The organism is Enterobacter cloacae complex sp. SHL001, from assembly GCF_049236825.1.
Taxonomy (GTDB): Bacteria; Pseudomonadota; Gammaproteobacteria; order Enterobacterales; family Enterobacteriaceae; genus Enterobacter; species Enterobacter hormaechei_C.
The window spans coordinates 352,132-372,764 of sequence record NZ_JBMKIP010000005.1 but is presented as its reverse complement, the minus strand read 5'-3'; the positions used below and the strand labels follow the sequence as shown (position 1 = coordinate 372,764).

General features: G+C 56.7%; 18 protein-coding genes. 14 read left to right on the top strand and 4 right to left on the bottom strand.

Features of this window, described 5'->3' with window-relative positions; genetic code table 11:
- The first annotated feature begins 57 nt into the window (after nucleotides 1–57).
- The 5 genes from purL to glnB all read left to right on the top strand — a co-directional run bounded on the left by purL (nucleotide 58) and on the right by glnB (nucleotide 8,413).
- On the top strand, nucleotides 58–3,945 hold the full coding sequence (gene purL / locus ACOTYH_RS16270; protein WP_421637825.1) for a phosphoribosylformylglycinamidine synthase: 3,888 nt from the start codon (nucleotides 58–60) through the stop codon (nucleotides 3,943–3,945).
- Between the two features lie 532 nt (nucleotides 3,946–4,477).
- Nucleotides 4,478–5,911, top strand: coding sequence for a two component system sensor histidine kinase QseE/GlrK (gene qseE, locus ACOTYH_RS16265; RefSeq protein ID WP_003860691.1), 1,434 nt, complete (start codon nucleotides 4,478–4,480; stop codon nucleotides 5,909–5,911).
- A complete protein-coding gene (gene qseG / locus ACOTYH_RS16260) occupies nucleotides 5,908–6,660 on the top strand; it encodes a two-component system QseEF-associated lipoprotein QseG (RefSeq protein WP_015572149.1) in 753 nt (250 codons plus the stop codon). The genes qseE and qseG overlap by 4 nt, the downstream gene beginning before the upstream one ends.
- A complete protein-coding gene (gene glrR / locus ACOTYH_RS16255) occupies nucleotides 6,657–7,994 on the top strand; it encodes a two-component system response regulator GlrR (RefSeq protein WP_015572150.1) in 1,338 nt (445 codons plus the stop codon). Before qseG ends, glrR begins: the two co-directional genes overlap by 4 nt.
- A gap of 80 nt (nucleotides 7,995–8,074) precedes the next feature.
- On the top strand, nucleotides 8,075–8,413 hold the full coding sequence (gene glnB / locus ACOTYH_RS16250; protein WP_003860685.1) for a nitrogen regulatory protein P-II: 339 nt from the start codon (nucleotides 8,075–8,077) through the stop codon (nucleotides 8,411–8,413).
- A gap of 80 nt (nucleotides 8,414–8,493) precedes the next feature.
- On the opposite strand, the gene hmpA is transcribed toward glnB, so the two are convergent.
- Nucleotides 8,494–9,684 carry an NO-inducible flavohemoprotein gene (gene hmpA / locus ACOTYH_RS16245; RefSeq protein WP_017383546.1) on the bottom strand — a complete coding sequence of 397 codons (1,191 nt, stop codon included), beginning with the start codon at nucleotides 9,682–9,684 and terminating at the stop codon, nucleotides 8,494–8,496.
- 304 nt (nucleotides 9,685–9,988) lie between these two features.
- On the opposite strand from hmpA, the gene glyA reads away from it, so the two are divergent.
- Complete coding sequence (gene glyA / locus ACOTYH_RS16240) at nucleotides 9,989–11,242, top strand: serine hydroxymethyltransferase (RefSeq protein WP_003860678.1); 1,254 nt, start codon at nucleotides 9,989–9,991, stop codon at nucleotides 11,240–11,242.
- Nucleotides 11,243–11,295: 53 nt separating this feature from the next.
- Here glyA and ACOTYH_RS16235 read toward each other — a convergent pair whose 3' ends face one another.
- Nucleotides 11,296–11,718, bottom strand: a complete 423-nt coding sequence (locus ACOTYH_RS16235; protein WP_032654499.1) for a DoxX family protein — start codon at nucleotides 11,716–11,718, stop codon at nucleotides 11,296–11,298.
- A gap of 172 nt (nucleotides 11,719–11,890) precedes the next feature.
- Here ACOTYH_RS16235 and ACOTYH_RS16230 point away from each other — a divergent pair, with 172 nt between their 5' ends.
- Nucleotides 11,891–13,030 carry a 3-phenylpropionate MFS transporter gene (locus tag ACOTYH_RS16230; protein WP_023295157.1) on the top strand — a complete coding sequence of 380 codons (1,140 nt, stop codon included), beginning with the start codon at nucleotides 11,891–11,893 and terminating at the stop codon, nucleotides 13,028–13,030.
- Here the strand turns inward: ACOTYH_RS16230 and csiE are convergent, their stop codons facing one another.
- Nucleotides 13,031–14,308 (bottom strand): stationary phase inducible protein CsiE, encoded by a 1,278-nt coding sequence (gene csiE, locus ACOTYH_RS16225; protein WP_023295156.1) that lies wholly within the window; start codon nucleotides 14,306–14,308, stop codon nucleotides 13,031–13,033.
- A 125-nt stretch (nucleotides 14,309–14,433) separates the two neighbouring features.
- Between csiE and ACOTYH_RS16220 the strand changes: the two genes are divergently transcribed.
- Nucleotides 14,434–15,072: a DUF1007 family protein gene (locus ACOTYH_RS16220; RefSeq protein WP_033487460.1), complete on the top strand. Its 639-nt coding sequence runs from the start codon at nucleotides 14,434–14,436 to the stop codon at nucleotides 15,070–15,072.
- The gene (locus tag ACOTYH_RS16215) at nucleotides 15,063–16,043 is read left to right on the top strand and encodes a nickel/cobalt transporter (RefSeq protein WP_045333743.1); all 981 of its coding nucleotides are present in this window, start codon (nucleotides 15,063–15,065) and stop codon (nucleotides 16,041–16,043) included. Before ACOTYH_RS16220 ends, ACOTYH_RS16215 begins: the two co-directional genes overlap by 10 nt.
- A gap of 61 nt (nucleotides 16,044–16,104) precedes the next feature.
- Here ACOTYH_RS16215 and suhB read toward each other — a convergent pair whose 3' ends face one another.
- Nucleotides 16,105–16,908 (bottom strand): inositol-1-monophosphatase, encoded by an 804-nt coding sequence (gene suhB, locus ACOTYH_RS16210; RefSeq protein WP_003860668.1) that lies wholly within the window; start codon nucleotides 16,906–16,908, stop codon nucleotides 16,105–16,107.
- A 132-nt stretch (nucleotides 16,909–17,040) separates the two neighbouring features.
- On the opposite strand from suhB, the gene trmJ reads away from it, so the two are divergent.
- The 5 genes from trmJ to iscA all read left to right on the top strand — a co-directional run bounded on the left by trmJ (nucleotide 17,041) and on the right by iscA (nucleotide 20,575).
- The gene (gene trmJ / locus ACOTYH_RS16205) at nucleotides 17,041–17,766 is read left to right on the top strand and encodes a tRNA (cytosine(32)/uridine(32)-2'-O)-methyltransferase TrmJ (RefSeq protein WP_058685888.1); all 726 of its coding nucleotides are present in this window, start codon (nucleotides 17,041–17,043) and stop codon (nucleotides 17,764–17,766) included.
- Nucleotides 17,767–18,000: 234 nt separating this feature from the next.
- Nucleotides 18,001–18,492, top strand: a complete 492-nt coding sequence (gene iscR / locus ACOTYH_RS16200; RefSeq protein WP_015572158.1) for a Fe-S cluster assembly transcriptional regulator IscR — start codon at nucleotides 18,001–18,003, stop codon at nucleotides 18,490–18,492.
- A 120-nt stretch (nucleotides 18,493–18,612) separates the two neighbouring features.
- Complete coding sequence (gene iscS / locus ACOTYH_RS16195) at nucleotides 18,613–19,827, top strand: cysteine desulfurase (RefSeq protein WP_003860663.1); 1,215 nt, start codon at nucleotides 18,613–18,615, stop codon at nucleotides 19,825–19,827.
- A gap of 24 nt (nucleotides 19,828–19,851) precedes the next feature.
- Nucleotides 19,852–20,238: a Fe-S cluster assembly scaffold IscU gene (gene iscU / locus ACOTYH_RS16190; RefSeq protein ID WP_003860661.1), complete on the top strand. Its 387-nt coding sequence runs from the start codon at nucleotides 19,852–19,854 to the stop codon at nucleotides 20,236–20,238.
- Nucleotides 20,239–20,251: 13 nt separating this feature from the next.
- The gene (gene iscA / locus ACOTYH_RS16185) at nucleotides 20,252–20,575 is read left to right on the top strand and encodes an iron-sulfur cluster assembly protein IscA (RefSeq protein ID WP_003860659.1); all 324 of its coding nucleotides are present in this window, start codon (nucleotides 20,252–20,254) and stop codon (nucleotides 20,573–20,575) included.
- Nucleotides 20,576–20,633 lie beyond the last annotated feature (58 nt).

The window sequence follows — 20,633 nt, the reverse complement described above, 5'->3', positions numbered from 1 at the left end:
CGTTTTCCCCCCTTGCGCACACTGTAAGCGCCCCGGCGCTTCGAAGACGAGAGACTTATGATGGAAATTCTGCGTGGTTCGCCTGCACTGTCTGCCTTCCGTATTAACAAACTGCTGGCACGTTTTCAGGCGGCCGACCTTCCGGTAAGCAATATTTACGCTGAGTATGTCCATTTTGCTGACCTGAATGCCCCCCTGGATGCAGAGGAGCGCGTACAGCTGGAACGCCTGCTTAAATATGGCCCAAGCCTGAGCAGCCATACGCCGACCGGCAAATTAATCCTCGCCACGCCACGCCCTGGCACCATCTCCCCCTGGTCTTCCAAAGCCACCGACATCGCTCACAACTGCGGCCTGAGCCAGATTAACCGTCTGGAGCGCGGTGTGGCGTACTATGTGGAAGCGTCAACCCTGAGCGACGCGCAGTGGCAGGTGGTTGCCGCAGAGCTGCACGACCGCATGATGGAGAGCGTGTTTGATTCTCTGGATGATGCGCAGAAACTGTTCTCCCACCATCAGCCTGCGCCGGTACAGAGCGTGGATTTGCTGGGGCAGGGGCGTCAGGCGCTGATCGACGCAAACCTGCGTCTTGGTCTGGCGCTCGCAGAAGATGAAATCGACTACCTTCAGGATGCATTCGTTAAGCTGAATCGCAACCCGAACGACATCGAACTGTATATGTTCGCGCAAGCCAACTCCGAGCACTGCCGCCACAAGATTTTCAACGCCGACTGGATTATCGACGGCGAACAGCAGCCGAAGTCGCTGTTCAAAATGATCAAAAACACCATGGAGCAAACCCCTGACCACGTGCTGTCTGCCTATAAAGACAACGCCGCGGTGATGGAAGGTTCCGAGGTGGGCCGCTTCTTCGCCGACCGCGAAGCGGGGCGCTATGACTTCCACCAGGAGCCTGCGCATATCCTGATGAAAGTGGAAACCCACAACCACCCGACGGCGATCTCCCCGTGGCCGGGTGCAGCGACCGGCTCCGGCGGTGAAATCCGTGACGAAGGTGCGACCGGTCGCGGCGCGAAACCAAAAGCGGGTCTGGTCGGTTTCTCCGTTTCCAACCTGCGTATTCCGGGCTTTGAGCAGCCGTGGGAAGAAGACTTCGGCAAGCCAGAGCGCATTGTCACCGCGCTGGATATCATGACCGAAGGCCCGCTGGGCGGCGCGGCGTTCAACAACGAATTTGGTCGTCCGGCGCTGAACGGTTACTTCCGTACCTACGAAGAGAAAGTGGACAGCCACAACGGCGAAGAGCTGCGCGGCTACCACAAACCGATCATGCTGGCGGGCGGGATTGGCAACATTCGCGCCGATCATGTGCAGAAAGGCGAGATCGTCGTCGGCGCGAAGCTGATCGTGCTCGGCGGCCCGGCAATGAACATCGGTCTGGGCGGCGGGGCAGCCTCGTCTATGGCTTCCGGCCAGTCTGATGCGGATCTCGACTTCGCGTCCGTGCAGCGCGACAACCCGGAAATGGAGCGCCGTTGTCAGGAAGTGATCGACCGCTGCTGGCAGCTCGGCGATGCCAACCCGATTCTGTTCATCCACGACGTGGGCGCGGGTGGACTCTCTAACGCCATGCCTGAGCTGGTGAGCGACGGCGGTCGCGGCGGACGCTTCAACCTGCGCGATATCCTGAGCGATGAGCCGGGCATGAGCCCGCTGGAAATCTGGTGTAACGAATCCCAGGAGCGCTACGTGCTGGCGGTTGCCGCCGATCAGCTGCCGCTGTTTGACGAGCTGTGCCGCCGCGAGCGCGCGCCGTATGCGGTCATCGGTGAAGCGACCGAAGAGCAGCACCTTTCCTTAAGCGACACCCACTTTGACAACCAGCCGATCGATCTGCCGCTGGACGTGCTGCTCGGCAAAACGCCGAAGATGACCCGCGACGTGCAGACTCGCAAAGCGGCGGGCAAAGCGCTGGATCGCCAGGGCATCACCGTGGCAGAAGCGGTTAACCGCGTGCTGCACCTGCCTGCCGTGGCAGAGAAAACCTTCCTGGTGACCATCGGCGACCGTACCGTGACCGGTATGGTGTCGCGCGATCAGATGGTCGGCCCGTGGCAGATCCCGGTCGCTAACTGCGCTGTGACCACCGCGAGCCTCGACAGCTACTACGGCGAAGCGATGGCGCTGGGCGAACGCACGCCAGTGGCGCTGCTGGACTTCGCCGCTTCTGCCCGTCTGGCGGTCGGTGAAGCGCTGACCAACATCGCCGCGACGCAGATTGGCGATATCAAACGCATCAAACTTTCCGCGAACTGGATGGCCGCTGCCGGTCACCCGGGCGAAGATGCCGGCCTGTACGAAGCGGTGAAAGCGGTGGGTGAAGAGCTGTGTCCTGCGCTCGGCCTGACCATTCCGGTGGGTAAGGACTCCATGTCGATGAAAACCCGCTGGCAGGAAGGTAACGAGCAGCGCGAGATGACCTCTCCGCTGTCGCTGGTGATCACCGCGTTTGCGCGCGTGGAAGACGTGCGTCATACCGTTACGCCGCAGCTTTCCACTGAAGATAACGCCCTGCTGTTGATTGACCTCGGCAAAGGCCATAACGCACTGGGCGCCACCGCGCTGGCGCAGGTTTACCGCCAGCTCGGCGATAAGCCAGCCGACGTGCGCGACGTCGCTCAGCTGAAAGGCTTCTACGACGCAATTCAGGCGCTGGTGGCGCAGCGTAAGCTGCTGGCCTACCACGACCGTTCCGATGGTGGCCTGCTGGTGACGCTGGCAGAGATGGCCTTCACCGGTCACTGCGGCGTTGAAGCAAACATTGCCACGCTTGGCGAAGACCGCCTGGCAGCGCTGTTTAACGAAGAGCTTGGCGCGGTCATTCAGGTACGCGCCGCAGATCGCGACGCGGTGGAAGCGATTCTGGCGCAGCACGGTCTGGCAGACTGCGTACACTATCTCGGTAAAGCGGTGCAGGGCGACCGCTTCGTGATTGAAGCCGACGGCCACGCGGTGTTCAGCGAAAGCCGCACCACGCTGCGTATGTGGTGGGCGGAAACCACCTGGCAGATGCAGCGCCTGCGTGACAATCCGGAATGCGCCGATCAGGAACACAACGCGAAGGCGAACGACAACGATCCTGGCCTGAACGTGAAGCTCAGCTTCGACATTAACGAAGACATTGCCGCGCCGTACATTGCGACCGGTGCGCGTCCGAAAGTAGCCGTGCTGCGCGAGCAGGGCGTTAACTCCCACGTTGAGATGGCGGCGGCCTTCCACCGGGCGGGCTTTGACGCCATCGACGTCCACATGAGCGACCTGCTGGCCGGGCGTACCGGGCTGGATGATTTCCAGGCGCTGGTCGCCTGCGGCGGTTTCTCCTACGGCGACGTGCTGGGCGCGGGCGAAGGCTGGGCGAAGTCTATTCTGTTCAACAGCCGCGTGCGTGACGAGTTCGAAGCCTTCTTCCATCGTCCGCAGACGCTGGCGCTGGGCGTGTGTAACGGCTGTCAGATGATGTCTAACCTGCGCGAGCTGATCCCGGGCAGCGAAGCCTGGCCGCGCTTTGTGCGTAACCAGTCTGACCGCTTCGAAGCGCGCTTCAGCCTGGTAGAAGTGACCCAAAGCCCGTCTCTGCTGTTGCAGGGAATGGTCGGTTCACAGATGCCAATCGCGGTTTCGCACGGTGAAGGTCAGGTTGAAGTGCGTGATGCGGCGCACCTGGCTCAGCTTGAAAGCAAAGGACTGGTGGCGCTGCGCTTTGTTGATAACTTCGGCAAGGTCACCGAAACCTATCCGGCTAACCCGAACGGTTCGGCAAATGGCATTACCGCCGTCACCAGCGAAAGCGGTCGGGTGACGATCATGATGCCGCACCCGGAACGTGTCTTCCGTACCGTGAGCAACTCCTGGCACCCGGAAAACTGGGGCGAGGACAGCCCGTGGATGCGCATTTTCCGCAACGCGCGTAAACAACTGGGTTAAGTTTCAACGCCCTGACTGTAGGCCCGGTAAGCGCGAGCGCCACCGGGCTTTTTTGTACCTGTCGCAAAATCGCGACAATCCTCTGGGTTGAGTGTCTCCAATAAGAGACATTTAACTTATTGATTTATATATGTCAGGACGGGTTCCCGTTAAGGTGTTGCTTAATAGCGACACTTAGCCTGGGAATCATTCACCTGACAATCAATGCATTTTAATAATAAAACGATTATTAATCATAAGGATAGTATCAATTTTTGCAATCTGGCACGCGCGTTGCATAATAGTAACCAGTGGCTCATTCACCTTCTTATGTCAGCCCCTTCGGGACGTGCTACATAAACTTCGAATGACGCACAAAAAGGTGCCTGCCGTCCAACTACTGATTATTGCAATGCTTTATCAGGCCAGGGCGAAACGTCGAGTTAGGCACCGCCTTATTCCATGACAAAGCCGGGTTTTTACCCGGCTTTGTTGTATCTGAAGGGCAGACTCAGTTACGCTCTCCTCAAACCCGGATGATGAGAGTAATGTGTTGAAACGCTGGCCCGCTTTCCCTCGCTCCCTGCGACAGCTCGTTATGATGGCCTTCCTGCTGATCCTGCTACCTTTGCTGGTTCTGGCGTGGCAGGCATGGCAAAGCCTGAATGCGTTAAGTGCCCAGGCGGCCCTGACTAACCGCACCACGCTTATTGATGCCCGCCGTAGCGAGGCAATGACCAACGCCGCGCTGGAGATGGAGCGTAGCTATCGCCAGTACTGCGTGCTGGACGACCGCACGCTGGAGAGGGTCTATCAGAACCAGCGTAAACGCTACAGCGAAATGCTGGATGCCCATGCCGGGGTCTTGCCGGATGACAAACTCTATCAGGCGCTGCGTCAGGATCTGAACGATCTGGCGCAGCTCCAGTGCAAAAACAGCGGTCCTGATGCCGCCGCCGCCGCCCGACTTGAAGCCTTCGCGAACGCCAATACGGAGATGGTGCAGTCCACCCGTACGGTTATCTTTTCCCGTGGGCAGCAACTCCAGCAGGAGATTGCCGAGCGCGGCCAGTTCTTCGGCTGGCAGGCGCTGGTGCTGTTCCTCGTCAGCCTTGGGCTGGTACTGCTCTTTACCCGCATGATCATCGGCCCCGTAAAGGGGATCCAGCGGATGATTAACCGCCTGGGGGAGGGCAAATCTCTCGGGGATACGGTTGTTTTTAAAGGCCCGCGCGAGCTGCGCTCGGTCGGTCAGCGTATCATCTGGCTTTCTGAACGCCTGGCGTGGCTGGAATCGCAGCGTCATCAGTTCCTGCGCCATATCTCACACGAACTCAAAACACCGCTGGCCAGTATGCGTGAAGGCACGGAGCTGCTGGCAGACGAAGTAGCGGGGCCGTTAACCCCTGAGCAAAAAGAGATCGTGGCGATTCTGGATGCCAGTAGCCGCAATTTACAAAAACTTATTGAACAACTGCTGGACTATAACCGCAAGCTGGCGGATGGTGCTGTGGTGCTTGAAAGCGTTGAGATTGAACCGCTGGTGGACATGGTGATCTCCGCCCATAGCCTGCCAGCAAGAGCTAAAATGATGCATACCCAGGTGGATCTCAATGCGCCTTCCTGCCTGGCAGAGCCGATGCTGTTGATGAGCGTACTGGATAATCTTTATTCCAATGCGGTGCACTATGGTACTGAATCCGGTACCATTTATATCAGAAGCAATAACAACGGTTCGCGGGTATTTATTGACGTAGCGAATACGGGAAGCCCGATTCCGGATGATGAAAAAACGATGATCTTTGAGCCCTTCTTCCAGGGGAGTCATCAGCGAAAAGGTGCGGTAAAAGGAAGTGGTCTGGGGCTGAGTATTGCCCGCGACTGCATACGACGCATGCAGGGTGAGCTTAACATCGTGAGTGATGAACGCGCCGATGTCTGTTTTCGTATCGAACTGCCTCTTGAGCCGGAAAAATCAATGAAATGAATAACAACCTGGTGAGTATGTCACACGTCTTTTACCGCGCACTGCGCGCGGTGTTTTCCAGCAAAAATGTGCGCCTGAGCCTGCCCTGCTTACTGCTGGCCGGCTGTGTAACCCATGCGCCGAAAAGTGCAATTAGCCACAAACAGGAAGATAAATGGCCGCAAAAACAGCTGGCCGATTTCCTTTCAACACGTTGCGATGATATCTGGAACCTGTCGGGGCGTGATGTTGAATCCAATCCGCTGTTCTGGCTGCGCGGAATAGACTGCGCCCAGCGGCTGGCGCCCGCCGAGGCCCGTGCCCAGGCGGCGATGCTGGTGGACGATACCTGGCAGGACGCGTTTAAACGTGGGATCGTGATGGCGGATGCCAGAATCACGCCTGTCGAACGCCGCGCCAACGTGACGCGGCTGGATACTTACGTGATCAATATTCCCCCGCAGGTGCGCCCGGTCTATCAGCTCTGGCGGGATGGACAAACCCTGCAATTACAACTGTCTGAAGAGCGTTTCCGCTACAGCAAATTGCAGCAGTCGAGCGACAGCGAGCTTGATGCGCTTCGCCAGCAGCAGGAGTCGCTGCGCGAGCAGCTGGAAACCACCACCCGCAAGCTCGAAAATCTGACCGATATCGAAAGACAGCTCTCGACGCGTAAGCCGGCAGGCAGCTATCTGCCCGATGGGTCGAAAGGCAACTCTGCCACGACGCCAGACAGTGAGACGCCGAAACAAGAGGATGTGAAGCCATGACAAGCCGTAAACCTGCCCATCTGTTACTGGTGGATGACGATCCCGGGCTGTTAAAGCTGCTGGGAATGCGTCTGGTCAGCGAAGGCTACAGCGTGGTCACCGCTGAAAGCGGGCAGGAGGGGCTGAAAGTGCTCAGCCGCGAGAAAATCGATCTGGTGATCAGCGATTTGCGCATGGATGAAATGGATGGCCTGCAACTGTTCACGGAGATCCAGAAGCAGCAGCCCGGGATGCCGGTGATTATCCTCACCGCTCACGGATCTATTCCTGATGCGGTGGCCGCAACGCAGCAGGGAGTATTCAGCTTCCTCACCAAACCAGTGGATAAAGACGCTCTCTATAAAGCAATCGACAGCGCCCTTGAGCATGCGGCGCCATCCGGCGACGACGCCTGGCGTGAATCCATCGTGACGCGTAGCCCTGTGATGCTGCGCCTGCTGGAACAGGCGCGGATGGTGGCGCAATCCGACGTTAGCGTGCTGATCAACGGCCAGAGCGGGACCGGGAAAGAGATCCTGGCCCAGGCGATCCACAACGCCAGCCCGCGCAGTAAAAATGCCTTTATTGCCATCAACTGTGGCGCGCTGCCGGAACAGCTGCTTGAGTCTGAGCTCTTCGGCCATGCCCGCGGCGCCTTTACCGGCGCGGTGAGCAGCCGTGAAGGGCTGTTCCAGGCGGCTGAGGGGGGCACGCTGTTTCTTGATGAAATTGGCGATATGCCCGCGCCGTTGCAGGTCAAACTGCTGCGCGTGTTGCAGGAGCGAAAAGTGCGTCCGCTTGGCAGCAACCGCGATATCGATATCAACGTGCGTATTATTTCCGCTACCCATCGCGATTTACCCAAGGTGATGGCGCGCAACGAGTTCCGTGAAGATCTTTACTATCGACTGAATGTCGTCAACCTGAAAATCCCGGCGCTGGCCGAGCGTGCGGAAGATATCCCGCTGCTGGCAAATCACCTTTTGCGCCAGGCCGCTGACCGCCACAAACCATTCGTGCGCGCGTTCTCCACCGATGCGATGAAACGCCTGATGACCGCAAGCTGGCCGGGCAACGTACGCCAGCTGGTGAACGTGATTGAGCAGTGCGTGGCGCTGACGTCATCGCCGGTGATCAGCGATGCGCTGGTGGAGCAGGCGCTCGAGGGGGAAAACACGGCCTTACCGACGTTTGCGGAAGCGCGAAACCAGTTCGAGCTGAACTATCTGCGTAAGCTGCTGCAAATCACCAAAGGCAACGTGACCCACGCGGCGCGCATGGCCGGGCGTAACCGTACCGAGTTTTATAAATTGCTCTCACGCCACGAGCTGGAAGCGAACGATTTTAAAGAGTAATACCGCAAAATTCGCCTGAATATGATACTGTGAGCAACCGATTACGAGGCTGCTTACTGGCAAGAGTTTAAGGACCCACCATGAAAAAGATTGATGCGATTATTAAACCTTTCAAACTGGATGATGTACGTGAAGCGCTGGCAGAAGTAGGCATCACCGGGATGACCGTAACTGAAGTGAAAGGTTTTGGTCGTCAGAAGGGCCACACCGAGCTATACCGTGGCGCAGAGTACATGGTGGACTTTCTGCCGAAAGTGAAAATCGAGATCGTGGTGAGCGATGATATCGTCGATACCTGTGTGGATACCATCATCCGCACGGCGCAGACCGGTAAAATTGGCGACGGGAAAATCTTCGTCTTTGACGTGGCGCGCGTGATCCGTATCCGTACCGGCGAAGAAGACGACGCGGCGATTTAACATTCTTGCCGGGTGGCGCTGCGCGTACCCGGCCTAAAAAACCCTTCGTAGGCCCGTGCAAGCGCAGCGCCGCCGGGCGATTACAGCACTTTATGCGGGCCGAAACATTCGTAATGAATGTTGTCTTTATTCACGCCCAGGTCTACCAGCTGCTTCGCGGCATACTGCATAAACGCTACTGGCCCACAAACGTAGAACTGCATCCCCGGTGCGCTGAACGCCCCTTCATGCTGCCCTAAATTCATCAGGCCTTCGCTGTCGAAACGAGCCGCTGCGCGGTCTGCCTCCGTCGGCAGGCGATACCAGGTATGCGCGGTGAAACGCGGCAGGGTCGCTCCGAGCGCTTTGACTTCATCCGCAAAGGCGTGCACATCACCGTTCTCCGCCGCGTGGAACCAGTTAACCTGCGCGCTGTGGTTTGCTTTCGCCAGCGTATCCAGCATCGCCAGCATTGGCGTCTGACCTACGCCTGCGGAGATCAACGTCACCGGGGTATTCGTTTCAACGGCCATAAAGAAATCGCCCGCCGGTGCCGCCAGATGGACCACGTCGCCCACGCTGGCTTCGTTATGCAGCCAGTTGGATACCTGACCGCCTTCCTCACGTTTAACCGCAATGCGATAGCCTTTGCCGTCTGGCTTGCGGGTCAGGGAATACTGGCGAATCTCCTGGTGCGGGAAGCCTTCAGGCTTCAGCCAGACGCCCAGATACTGGCCCGGCTGGTAATCGGCAACCGGCTGACCGTCCACTGGCTCAAACTCAAAGCTGGTGATCAGTGCGCTGCGCGGGGTTTTCTCAACGATGCGGAAGGCGCGCGTGCCTTCCCAGCCGCCATTCTTGCTGGCGTTTTCGCTGTAGATCTGCGCTTCACGGTTGATGAATACGTTTGCCAGCACGCCATAGGCCTTACCCCAGGCATCCAGCACTTCCTGGCCCGGGCTGAACATTTCGTCCAGGGTTGCCAGCAGGTGACTGCCGACGATGTTGTACTGCTCAGGTTTGATCTGGAAGCTCGTGTGCTTCTGGGCGATTTTTTCCACCGCAGGCAGCAGAGCCGGCAGGTTTTCGATGTTGCTGGCATAGGCGGCAATAGCGTTAAACAGCGCTTCGCGCTGATCGCCGTTACGCTGGTTGCTCATGTTGAAAATCTCTTTGAGCTCCGGGTTATGCGCGAACATGCGATCGTAGAAATGGGCGGTCAGTTTAGGACCCGTTTCAACCAGCAGGGGGATTGTGGCTTTCACGGTAGCGATGGTTTGGGCGTCGAGCATAGCAGCTTCCTTCTGATGTTACTTTAATGATGTATTTTATATGCATCTTATAAAAATACCCCTGCAATGTAAATGGTTCTTTGCATCGTGAAAAATATGCATCACAAAGCTGAAAAGAAATCCGTTGAAAATGGCGAGAGCTTTATTGCTCAAACCCTTGCGTGGCGTGGAGGTAAACGTTTGCGTAAAATCGTTTGTCAAGACCTGTTATCGCAGAACTATTCAGTTATACTGTTGCCCGTCGTCCAACAGGACTGCCTTTTCAGGCCAAAAATTTACTTGTTAGCTGAGTCAGGAGATGCGGATGTTAAAGCGTGAAATGAACATTGCCGATTATGATGCCGAACTGTGGCAGGCTATGGAGCAGGAAAAAGTACGTCAGGAAGAGCACATCGAACTGATCGCCTCCGAAAACTACACCAGCCCGCGCGTAATGCAGGCGCAGGGTTCTCAGCTGACCAACAAATATGCTGAAGGTTATCCGGGCAAGCGCTACTACGGCGGTTGCGAATACGTTGATATCGTCGAGCAGCTGGCGATTGACCGTGCGAAAGAACTCTTTGGCGCTGACTACGCGAACGTCCAGCCGCACTCTGGCTCTCAGGCTAACTTCGCTGTTTACACCGCGCTGTTGCAGCCGGGCGATACCGTTCTGGGTATGAACCTGGCGCAGGGCGGCCACCTGACTCACGGCTCCCCGGTTAACTTCTCTGGCAAACTGTACAACATCATCCCTTACGGTATTGATGAGTCCGGCAAAATTGACTACGAAGACATGGCGAAGCAGGCCAAAGAGCACAAGCCGAAGATGATCATCGGTGGCTTCTCTGCTTACTCCGGCATCGTTGACTGGGCAAAAATGCGTGAAATCGCTGACAGCATCGGCGCGTACCTGTTCGTCGACATGGCGCACGTTGCCGGTCTGATTGCGGCAGGCGTTTACCCGAACCCGGTTCCACATGCGCACGTTGTAACCACCACTACCCACAAAACCCTGGCGGGTCCACGCGGTGGCCTGATCCTGGCGAAAGGCGGTGACGAAGAGCTGTACAAAAAGCTGAACTCCGCCGTGTTCCCAAGCGCCCAGGGCGGCCCGCTGATGCACGTTATCGCCGCGAAAGCCGTCGCGCTGAAAGAAGCGATGGAGCCAGAGTTCAAGGTTTATCAGCAGCAGGTTGCTAAAAACGCCAAAGCGATGGTGGAAGTGTTCCTGAACCGTGGCTACAAAGTGGTCTCTGGCGGGACTGAAAACCACCTGTTCCTGCTGGACCTGGTTGATAAGAACCTGACCGGTAAAGAAGCTGACGCAGCCCTCGGCCGCGCCAACATTACCGTCAACAAAAATAGCGTGCCAAACGATCCGAAGAGCCCGTTCGTGACTTCCGGTATCCGTATCGGTTCTCCGGCCGTAACTCGCCGTGGCTTTAAAGAAGCGGAAGTGAAAGAGCTGGCGGGCTGGATGTGTGACGTTCTGGACAACATCAATGACGACGCGGTTATCGAGCGCGTTAAAGGTAAAGTTCTGGACATCTGCGCACGCTTCCCGGTGTACGCATAATTCTCTGCGTCGCAGAACTGAAAAAGGCCGCTCATGCGGCCTTTTTTTATGGGCTAACGTCGGTCGAGGGAGATGGCCCCCGGCCCGGTAATCGCCAGCAAAATAAAGCCGCCAGCGATACTTACATTTTTGTAGAAGTTAATCATATTTGGCAGAACCGCATCGCCCGTCATATCCCAGTAGTGGTGACCAATCACCGCTGTTCCCAGCGTATAGAAGACAAAGATCACCGCGAGGGGGCGGGTGAAAAAGCCCAGCACGATCAGAATCGAGGCGGGGACTTCCATCACCACCGCAACAATGGCGGCCAGCATGGGCATGGGGGCGCCGAGCGACGTCATATACTGAACGGTGCCGCTAAACCCCGTCAGCTTGGGATAACCGAAAATAATAAACAGGACCACAATAGCAATGCGGGCAATTAAAAGCAGGAAAGAACGAGAGGAGCCGAAATCGAAATAACGTAAGCTGTTCATGGCAAACGACCTCTTCAGGCGATGTTCTTTAAACGTAATACAATTTTGCCGCTCTCGCCATACGCCGACCGGCTGTCCATGATGTTAATTTATCGTTAATTTATAGCGCGCTAACGACTTGCTAAAATCAGGGATTAACGCCAGACTATCGCCTCCATTTCGGGAGGGATTCATGGTCTTGCATTCCACGCGCTGGCTGGCGCTCAGCTATTTCACCTATTTCTTTAGTTACGGTATTTTTTTGCCTTTCTGGAGCGTCTGGCTCAAGGGAATTGGTCTGACGCCTGAGACCATTGGCATCCTGCTGGGCGCGGGGCTGGTGGCACGTTTCCTGGGTAGCCTGCTGATTGCGCCCCGCGTCAGCGATCCCTCCTTACTGATTAAAGCGGTGCGAATTCTGGCCCTGCTGACGCTGGTCTTTGCGGCCTGCTTCTGGGTCAGCCATCAGTTTGCCTGGCTGATGGTGGTAATGGTTGGCTTTAATCTGTTCTTCTCCCCGCTGGTGCCGCTGACGGATGCCCTGGCGAACACCTGGCAAAAGCAGATCACCATGGACTATGGCCGCGTGCGCCTGTGGGGATCGATTGCCTTCGTGATCGGCTCTGCGCTGGTCGGGAAACTGGTCAGTCTCTATGACTATCGTGCCATTCTGGCGCTGTTAACGCTCGGCATCGCCTCGATGCTGCTCGGTATGTTGCTGCGTCCGTCGGTAATGCCGCAGGGCGAAAGCCGCCATCAGGAGAGCGCCGGCTGGCCCGCCTGGCGCTCGCTGGTGGCGCAAAGCTGGCGTTTCCTGGCCTGCGTCTGTCTGCTCCAGGGGGCACATGCGGCCTATTACGGCTTCAGCGCCATCTACTGGCAGGGGGCGGGCTACTCGGCTTCTGCGGTAGGCTACCTGTGGTCGCTCGGCGTGGTGGCGGAGGTCATTATCTTCGCGCTGAGCCAAAAACTTTTCCGTCGTTTCGGGGCGCGTGACCTGCTGCTGCTTTCCGCCGTTTGCGGCGTGGTGCGCTGGGGCATCATGGGCTGGACGACTGAGCTGCCGTGGCTGATTGTGGCGCAAATTCTGCACTGCGGAACCTTCACCGTGTGCCATCTGGCGGCGATGCGCTACATCGCGGCGCGAGAGGGTGGGGACGTTATTCGTCTTCAGGCGGTCTATTCAGCGGTGGCGATGGGCGGCAGTATTGCGGTGATGACCGTATTTGCCGGTTTCCTCTATCAGCACCTGGGGCACGGTGTGTTCTGGGTGATGGCGCTGGTCGCTTTACCTGCCATCGTCATCCGCCCTAAAGTCGCTGCTCGCACGTAACTACGATTCGAGCATAACGCGAATATGTTCCTGCTGCTGCGTGTTCAGGGTCTCAACGGCATGAATGAGCGGCGGCGAGAACAGCGGCAGGGCGGTTGGATAAGGCGTAATGACCAGCGCTGCCTCGCGGGGGGCGCCCTCCTTCTTAAACGCCTCCAGGCTAAGATAACGAATATTGAGCGGCAGCAGCGTCAGCTCGCGAAGCTGCTGCTCAATTAACGCTTCGCAGGCTTTATCTTCCCCCGTTAACAGAACCACCTGTTTTTCATGCAGGTCGGTCTCCTGCATCAGCCAGGCACCAAAAATCACCGCCACCAGAGCCATCTCTTCACCGGAGAATCGCAGACCAAATTCGGCTTCCAGCTCAAACAGCGCCTCTTTAGTGGTGCGCAGCAGCCGGGGGTATAAACGGTGGATCTCTTCCGGCAGACTGTTGTCGATGCCGATGTCAAATAAGGAGCGGTCCAGCGCCTGAGCCAGATGAATATAAAGCTGATCGGTCAGCCCTTGCTCATCGCTGAAGTTCATCCCGGTTTGCGCCCGGAAACGGGCAATCATACGCACGATGGCGCGACGCAGGCGCTGATCCTGCTGGTGTTTATCCATCACCGGGTCGGGTGTGCGAAGCATCATAAACAGCAGTGCCAGGAACAGCTGTTCATCGCTGTGAGTTCCCTGCGGGACGCGCCGTTTCCAGTGGCGGACAATTTCCTGCGCCGTAAAGTATTCCCCTCGGGACTGCGTCCAGCTGCGCTGAACGGGCGAAAACTCTGGCGTATTGCCCAGATGATGCTGAATCAGACAATATTGCAGATAAAGCTGTAAAAACTGTACGTCGCGGGACTCAAACTGGCGCTGAAGCTTGCGCGCACAAAAGTTGATAAGCGCCCGAAGGTTCGCATCGTCATAAAGCGGGCGGGCAATGCCGTGCTGTTTAAGCGCGGTTTTTAAGGCAGGGGTAAACTGTTGGGCAACAAAATGTGGACAGAGCCGAAGCGCCCTGCGCAGCCAGTGCAGCAGGCACAAACGTTGATTCAGGGCGGAACCCTCAATTCGGTAGCAGCCATCATGGTGCGTGACAATATCAAGCCGATGATAGCGCTGGATTTCATCGCGCGTCTCGGCTATATCTTGCCGTGCCATGACGTCGTCCACGCCGTTGGCAGCGATTATGCTCTGTGCGGTGATGGCAGCATCGGGCAGGTAAAGCATCAAAAGCACCTGGCAGCGGCGCTGCGAACTGGAAAGCACAGATGGAATTTCAAGCGTCGTCATCATCTGTCGGGTATCCAGTGTGAATGTTTGATAAGAATAGCTAAAGGATGGGCGCTGAAAAGCGCACCGGCAGGCCTTTCACTCAGGATTGCTGGCGAACATCACAGAATTTTTGACGTGAGGAACAGATGCAAATAGTTAAACAAAGCGCGGTAGCGTTATTTTTGGCGGTTTTCACTTGTGCCGCCGGCGCACATCCTCATAGTTTTATCAGCCTGAAAACCGAACTGGTGACGGACGGCACGCAGCTCAGCGGCCTGAAAATGCGCTGGACGATGGATGAAATCACCTCCGCCGACCTGCTGTACGATGCCGGAAACGCAAAGCCCGGCGATGAGATCTGGAAAAAGCTGGCGGCGGAAGTGATGGCCAACGTGCTGGGTCAGCACTACTTCACCGAGTTCTGGCACAACGGACAAAAGGTGAAATTTCTCAACCGTCCCACGGTGTACGGTATGACCCGCGACGGACATCAGGCGGTGCTGACCTTTATCCTTCCGCTGGCGCACCCTCAACCGCTGGCCGGGCAGAAGTACAGGTTTTCTACGTTTGACCCAACCTACTATGTCGACATGCGCTATGACAATGACAGCGACGTACGGTTGCCGGACGCGCTGCAAAAAAGCTGCAAAATTGCCGTGCACACCCCGAAACCCAGCGAAGAGATGCTGAACTTTGCCGTTTCTCTTGATAAAGACGATGCGCCCCCTGAAGACATGGAGTTAGGTAAACAGTTTGCGCAGGAGGTGACGTTACAATGTCAGTGATCTCCTCTCCCGTCAGTAAGCCGCGTCGCTGGCTGCACCTCTGGCCTCTGGCGCTTTTTTTGTTGTTAGCGGTTGGCGGCGCGCTCTGGCTGTGGCAGGCATGGCCGCAGGTGATGATGAAAAGCATCCTCTGGCAGCGGGAAGTTAATCAGCAGATGAGCGGTCTGCTGAAAGCCGTGGCGGAAAATCCGACCAAAGCGGGCGGCGCTCTTCTGGCGTTCAGCTTTATCTATGGCGTGCTGCATGCCCTGGGACCGGGGCACGGCAAAATCGTCATCACGACCTGGCTTGCCACGCATCCGTCGAAGCTGAAATCGAGTATCGGCCTGACGCTGGCTTCTTCTTTACTTCAGGGCGGTGTGGCGATTGCGCTGGTCGTGGTCGTCCTTTCGCTGCTACAGCTGCCGGCCCGCCAGCTGCATATGAGCAGCTTCTGGCTGGAGAAGGGGAGTTACGCGCTGGTAGGCGTGCTGGGGCTGATCCTCTGCTGGCGGGCGCTGAAAAAATTGCGCGCGTTGCTGCGAAAACCAAAATTCAAATCCTTTACACCGCATCACGTTCACCATGAAAACTGCGGGTGCGGGCATCAGCATCTGCCGACGCAGGAACAATTACAGAACAGTGAGGACTGGCGTGCGCGCCTGATGATTGTTCTCTCAATGGGGATGCGTCCATGCTCGGGCGCAATCATGGTGCTGTTGTTCAGCAAAGTGACAGGCGTATTTGGCTGGGGCATGCTCTCGGCGCTGGCGATGGCGGCGGGAACGTCTCTGACGATCTCTTCGTTAGCCCTGCTGGTGCACAGCTTCCGTCAGCTGGCGGTAAAACTCAGCGGCAATAAAACGCCGGTATTGTGGCGACAGGTTGGCTGGACGACTCTGGCGCTGGCGGGCGGGGTGATTCTGCTGGTGGCTGCGGTGACAATGTGGATGAGCGCGGTGCCGGTGGGAAGGGGGGTGCGGCCTTTCTAGCCGTATCTGAGGCGTGTTGTAGGCCCGGTAAGCGTGGCGCCACCGGGCTTAACAGACTGAATTAACGCTTCAGCGCATCGCTCAGTTCATCACGCATGTTTGCCAGCATGGCTTTAACAACGCGCGGGTTACCTGCAACGATGTTGCCGGTAGACATATAGTTATGGCCGCCGGTGAAGTCGCAAACAATCGCGCCAGCTTCACGAGCGATCAGCTCGCCCGCCGCGAAGTCCCACGGCTTCAGAGACAGCTCAAAGTAACCGTCAACGCGGCCGGTCGCGACGTAGGCCAGATCCAGTGCAGCAGAGCCGGTGCGACGGAAGTCCGCGCATTCGGTGAACAGCTTGCCCAGGATATTCATATAAGTGGTTGCGTGCTGCTTCGCCTTGAACGGGAAGCCGGTCGCCAGAATCGTGCCGTCCAGATCGCGTGCATTGCTGCAACGCAGACGGTAGCCGTTCAGCTGCGCGCCCTGACCGCGGGTCGCGGTGAACAGTTCGTTACGCATTGGATCGTAAACAACGGCGACTTCAGTACGGCCTTTGATGCGTACTGCGATAGACACAGAGAAGTGTGGCAGGCGTTTGACGAAGTTGGTGGTGCCATCCAGTGGATCGATAACCCATTGAACATCCTGATCGGTACCTTCATGTTCACCGCTTTCTTCGGTGATGATGGTGTGCTGCGGGTAAGATTTGCGGATCGTTTCGATAATAATCGCTTCTGCGGCTTTATCTACGTTCGTCACGAAATCATTGCTGCCTTTCTGGCTGGTTTCTACGGAGTCTGGGGTTTCGTAGTGTTTGGCAATTACATTACCCGCCTTGCGCGCTGCGCGCACGGCGATGGTCAGCATCGGATGCATCGGTCTCTCTCACTGGATGTTAAAGAACAGGAAAATCGGCGCAGAGTATAGCAGCGGGATCGGATTATGTCTCTCGTTTATGATAATATGCCCGAATATTCTTCAGACACTGAATCCAGACATTTAAAAATTATGCTGCAAAACATTCGAATCGTGCTGGTCGAAACATCGCACACCGGCAACATGGGCTCTGTGGCCCGCGCTATGAAAACCATGGGCTTAACGAACCTGTGGCTGGTGAATCCGCTGGTGAAACCAGACTCTCAGGCTATTGCTCTGGCGGCCGGCGCCAGCGACGTGATTGGGAATGCGCAGATCGTGGACACCCTGGATGAAGCCCTGGCCGGTTGCAGCCTGGTGGTGGGGACCAGCGCGCGCTCCCGTACGCTGCCCTGGCCGATGCTGGACCCGCGCGAATGCGGCCTGAAAAGCATCTCAGAAGCGGAACAGGCGCCGGTTGCGCTGGTGTTTGGCCGTGAACGTGTTGGCCTGACCAACGAGGAATTACAGAAGTGCCACTATCACGTGGCGATTGCCGCCAATCCGGAATACAGCTCGCTGAATCTGGCGATGGCGGTGCAGGTGATCGCCTACGAAGTGCGCATGGCATGGCTGGCGACGCAGGAGAAACCGGTCGAACCTAAAGAAGAGACGGCCTACCCGCTGGTGGACGACCTCGAGCGCTTCTACGGTCATCTGGAGCAGACGCTGCTCGCTACCGGCTTTATCCGTGAAGGCCATCCAGGCCAGGTGATGAACAAGCTGCGCCGTATGTTCACGCGCGCGCGTCCGGAAAGCCAGGAGCTGAACATCCTGCGCGGGATTCTGGCGTCGATTGAGCAGAAGAATAAGGAATAGTGTCGTCTGTTCGCCGGGTGGCGCTGCGCTTACCCGGCCTACAAAGCCCGTAGGCCCGTGCAAGCGCAGCGCCGCCGGGCAAAATACGGCACAGAAGGTTAAATACCTGACTAAAACAGTCAAGTAAATAGTTGACCAATTTAGTCAGGAATGTCAGACTTGGCCCTGCTATGCAATACCCCCATTTTACAATAAAAAACCCCGGGCAGGGGCGAGTTTGAGGTTAAGTAAGACATGAGACTGACATCTAAAGGGCGTTATGCCGTGACCGCGATGCTGGACGTTGCGCTCAACTCCGAAGCGGGCCCGGTTCCGTTGGCTGATATTTCTGAACGACAAGGGATCTCCCTCTCTTACCTGGAACAGCTGTTCTCCAGACTGCGTAAAAATGGACTGGTGTCCAGCGTTCGTGGCCCGGGCGGCGGTTATCTGCTGGGTAAAGACGCAGGCAGTATTGCGGTTGGCGAAGTGATTAGCGCCGTTGACGAATCCGTCGACGCGACCCGTTGCCAGGGTAAAGGCGGCTGCCAGGGCGGCGATAAGTGCCTGACCCACGCGCTGTGGCGCGATCTGAGCGACCGTCTGACCGGCTTCCTGAACAACATCACCCTGGGTGAACTGGTGAATAACCAGGAAGTTCTGGACGTGTCGGGTCGTCAGCAAAGCCATGAATCACAGCGCAGCACCCGTTCGCAGGACGCCATCGACGTTAAACTGCGCGCGTAATTAAAAAGATAAGTATTTCAGAATCAGGCCGGGGCGTTAGCTCGCCCCGCGTACTCGGTCGTACATCCAGCCGGTTGCCTGATTCCTTGCATTGAAGCGATGTACGGAGTTTATAGAGCAATGAAATTACCGATTTATCTCGATTACTCCGCAACCACGCCGGTGGACCCGCGTGTTGCCGAGAAAATGATGCAGTGTCTGACCCTGGACGGAAACTTTGGTAACCCAGCTTCCCGTTCTCACCGTTTTGGCTGGCATGCTGAAGAGGCGGTTGATATCGCCCGTAATCAGATTGCTGACCTGGTCGGTGCCGACCCGCGTGAAATTGTTTTCACCTCCGGTGCGACCGAATCCGACAACCTGGCGATCAAAGGTGCTGCCAACTTTTATCAGAAAAAAGGCAAGCACATTATCACCAGCAAAACCGAACACAAAGCCGTGCTGGACACCTGCCGTCAGCTGGAGCGTGAAGGGTTCGAAGTGACTTACCTGGCGCCGCAGAGCAACGGGATCATCGACCTGAAAGAGCTCGAAGCGGCCATGCGTGATGACACCATTCTGGTTTCCATCATGCACGTTAACAACGAAATCGGCGTTGTGCAGGACATCGCAACCATCGGCGAAATGTGCCGTGCGCGCGGCATCATCTACCACGTGGATGCGACCCAGAGCGTGGGCAAACTGCCTATCGACCTGAGCCAGCTGAAAGTGGACCTGATGTCCTTCTCCGGTCACAAAATCTATGGTCCGAAAGGTATCGGCGCGCTGTACGTTCGTCGTAAGCCACGTATCCGCATCGAAGCACAGATGCACGGCGGTGGTCACGAGCGCGGCATGCGTTCCGGTACGCTGCCTGTTCACCAGATCGTGGGCATGGGCGAAGCGTATCGCATCGCGAAAGAAGAGATGGAAACCGAGATGGCACGCCTGCGTACGCTGCGTAACCGTCTATGGGACGGCGTGAAAGATATGGAAGAAGTGTATCTGAACGGCGATCTCGAGCAGGGCGCGCCAAACATCCTCAACGTCAGCTTCAACTATGTTGAAGGTGAATCGCTGATCATGGCGCTGAAAGACCTGGCGGTTTCTTCCGGTTCTGCCTGTACGTCTGCAAGCCTGGAGCCATCCTACGTGCTGCGCGCGCTGGGTATGACTGACGAGCTGGCACACAGCTCTATCCGTTTCTCTTTAGGTCGTTTTACTACCGAAGAAGAGATTGACTACACCATCAAACTGGTTCGTAACTCCATTGGCCGTCTGCGCGACCTTTCTCCACTGTGGGAAATGTTCAAGCAGGGCGTGGATCTGAACAGCATTGAATGGTCACATCACTAATCGGTACATAAGGAGAATTCAATCATGGCATACAGCGAAAAAGTTATCGATCATTACGAGAACCCGCGCAACGTTGGCTCTTTTGACAACAGCGATGAATCTGTCGGTAGCGGTATGGTTGGCGCGCCAGCGTGTGGCGACGTGATGAAGTTGCAGATTAAAGTCAACAATGAAGGTATCATTGAAGACGCGCGCTTCAAGACCTACGGCTGCGGTTCTGCTATCGCTTCCAGCTCCCTGGTCACCGAATGGGTGAAGGGCAAGTCTCTGGACGAAGCACAGGCAATCAAGAACACGGATATTGCTGAAGAACTCGAACTGCCGCCGGTGAAAATTCACTGCTCAATTCTGGCAGAAGACGCGATCAAAGCCGCCATTGCGGATTACAAAAGCAAACGTGAAGCAAAATAATTGAGGTTTGAGTATGTCGATTACCCTTAGCGACAGCGCTGCCGCGCGAGTAAGCTCTTTTCTGGCGAACCGTGGTAAAGGCTTTGGCCTGCGACTGGGCGTACGTACCTCCGGCTGTTCTGGTATGGCTTACGTACTGGAGTTTGTTGACGAACCGGCGTCTGATGACACCGTGTTTGAAGACAAGGGCGTGAAGGTGGTGGTCGATGGCAAAAGCCTGCAATTCCTCAACGGCACTCAGCTGGACTTCGTAAAAGAAGGCCTGAACGAAGGGTTCAAATTCACGAATCCGAACGTCAAAGACGAGTGTGGTTGCGGCGAAAGCTTCCACGTTTAACCGCGCGTCATCCGAAACCCCACCGTGGCTTTGCTACGCGTGGGGTTTGTTCTAACAG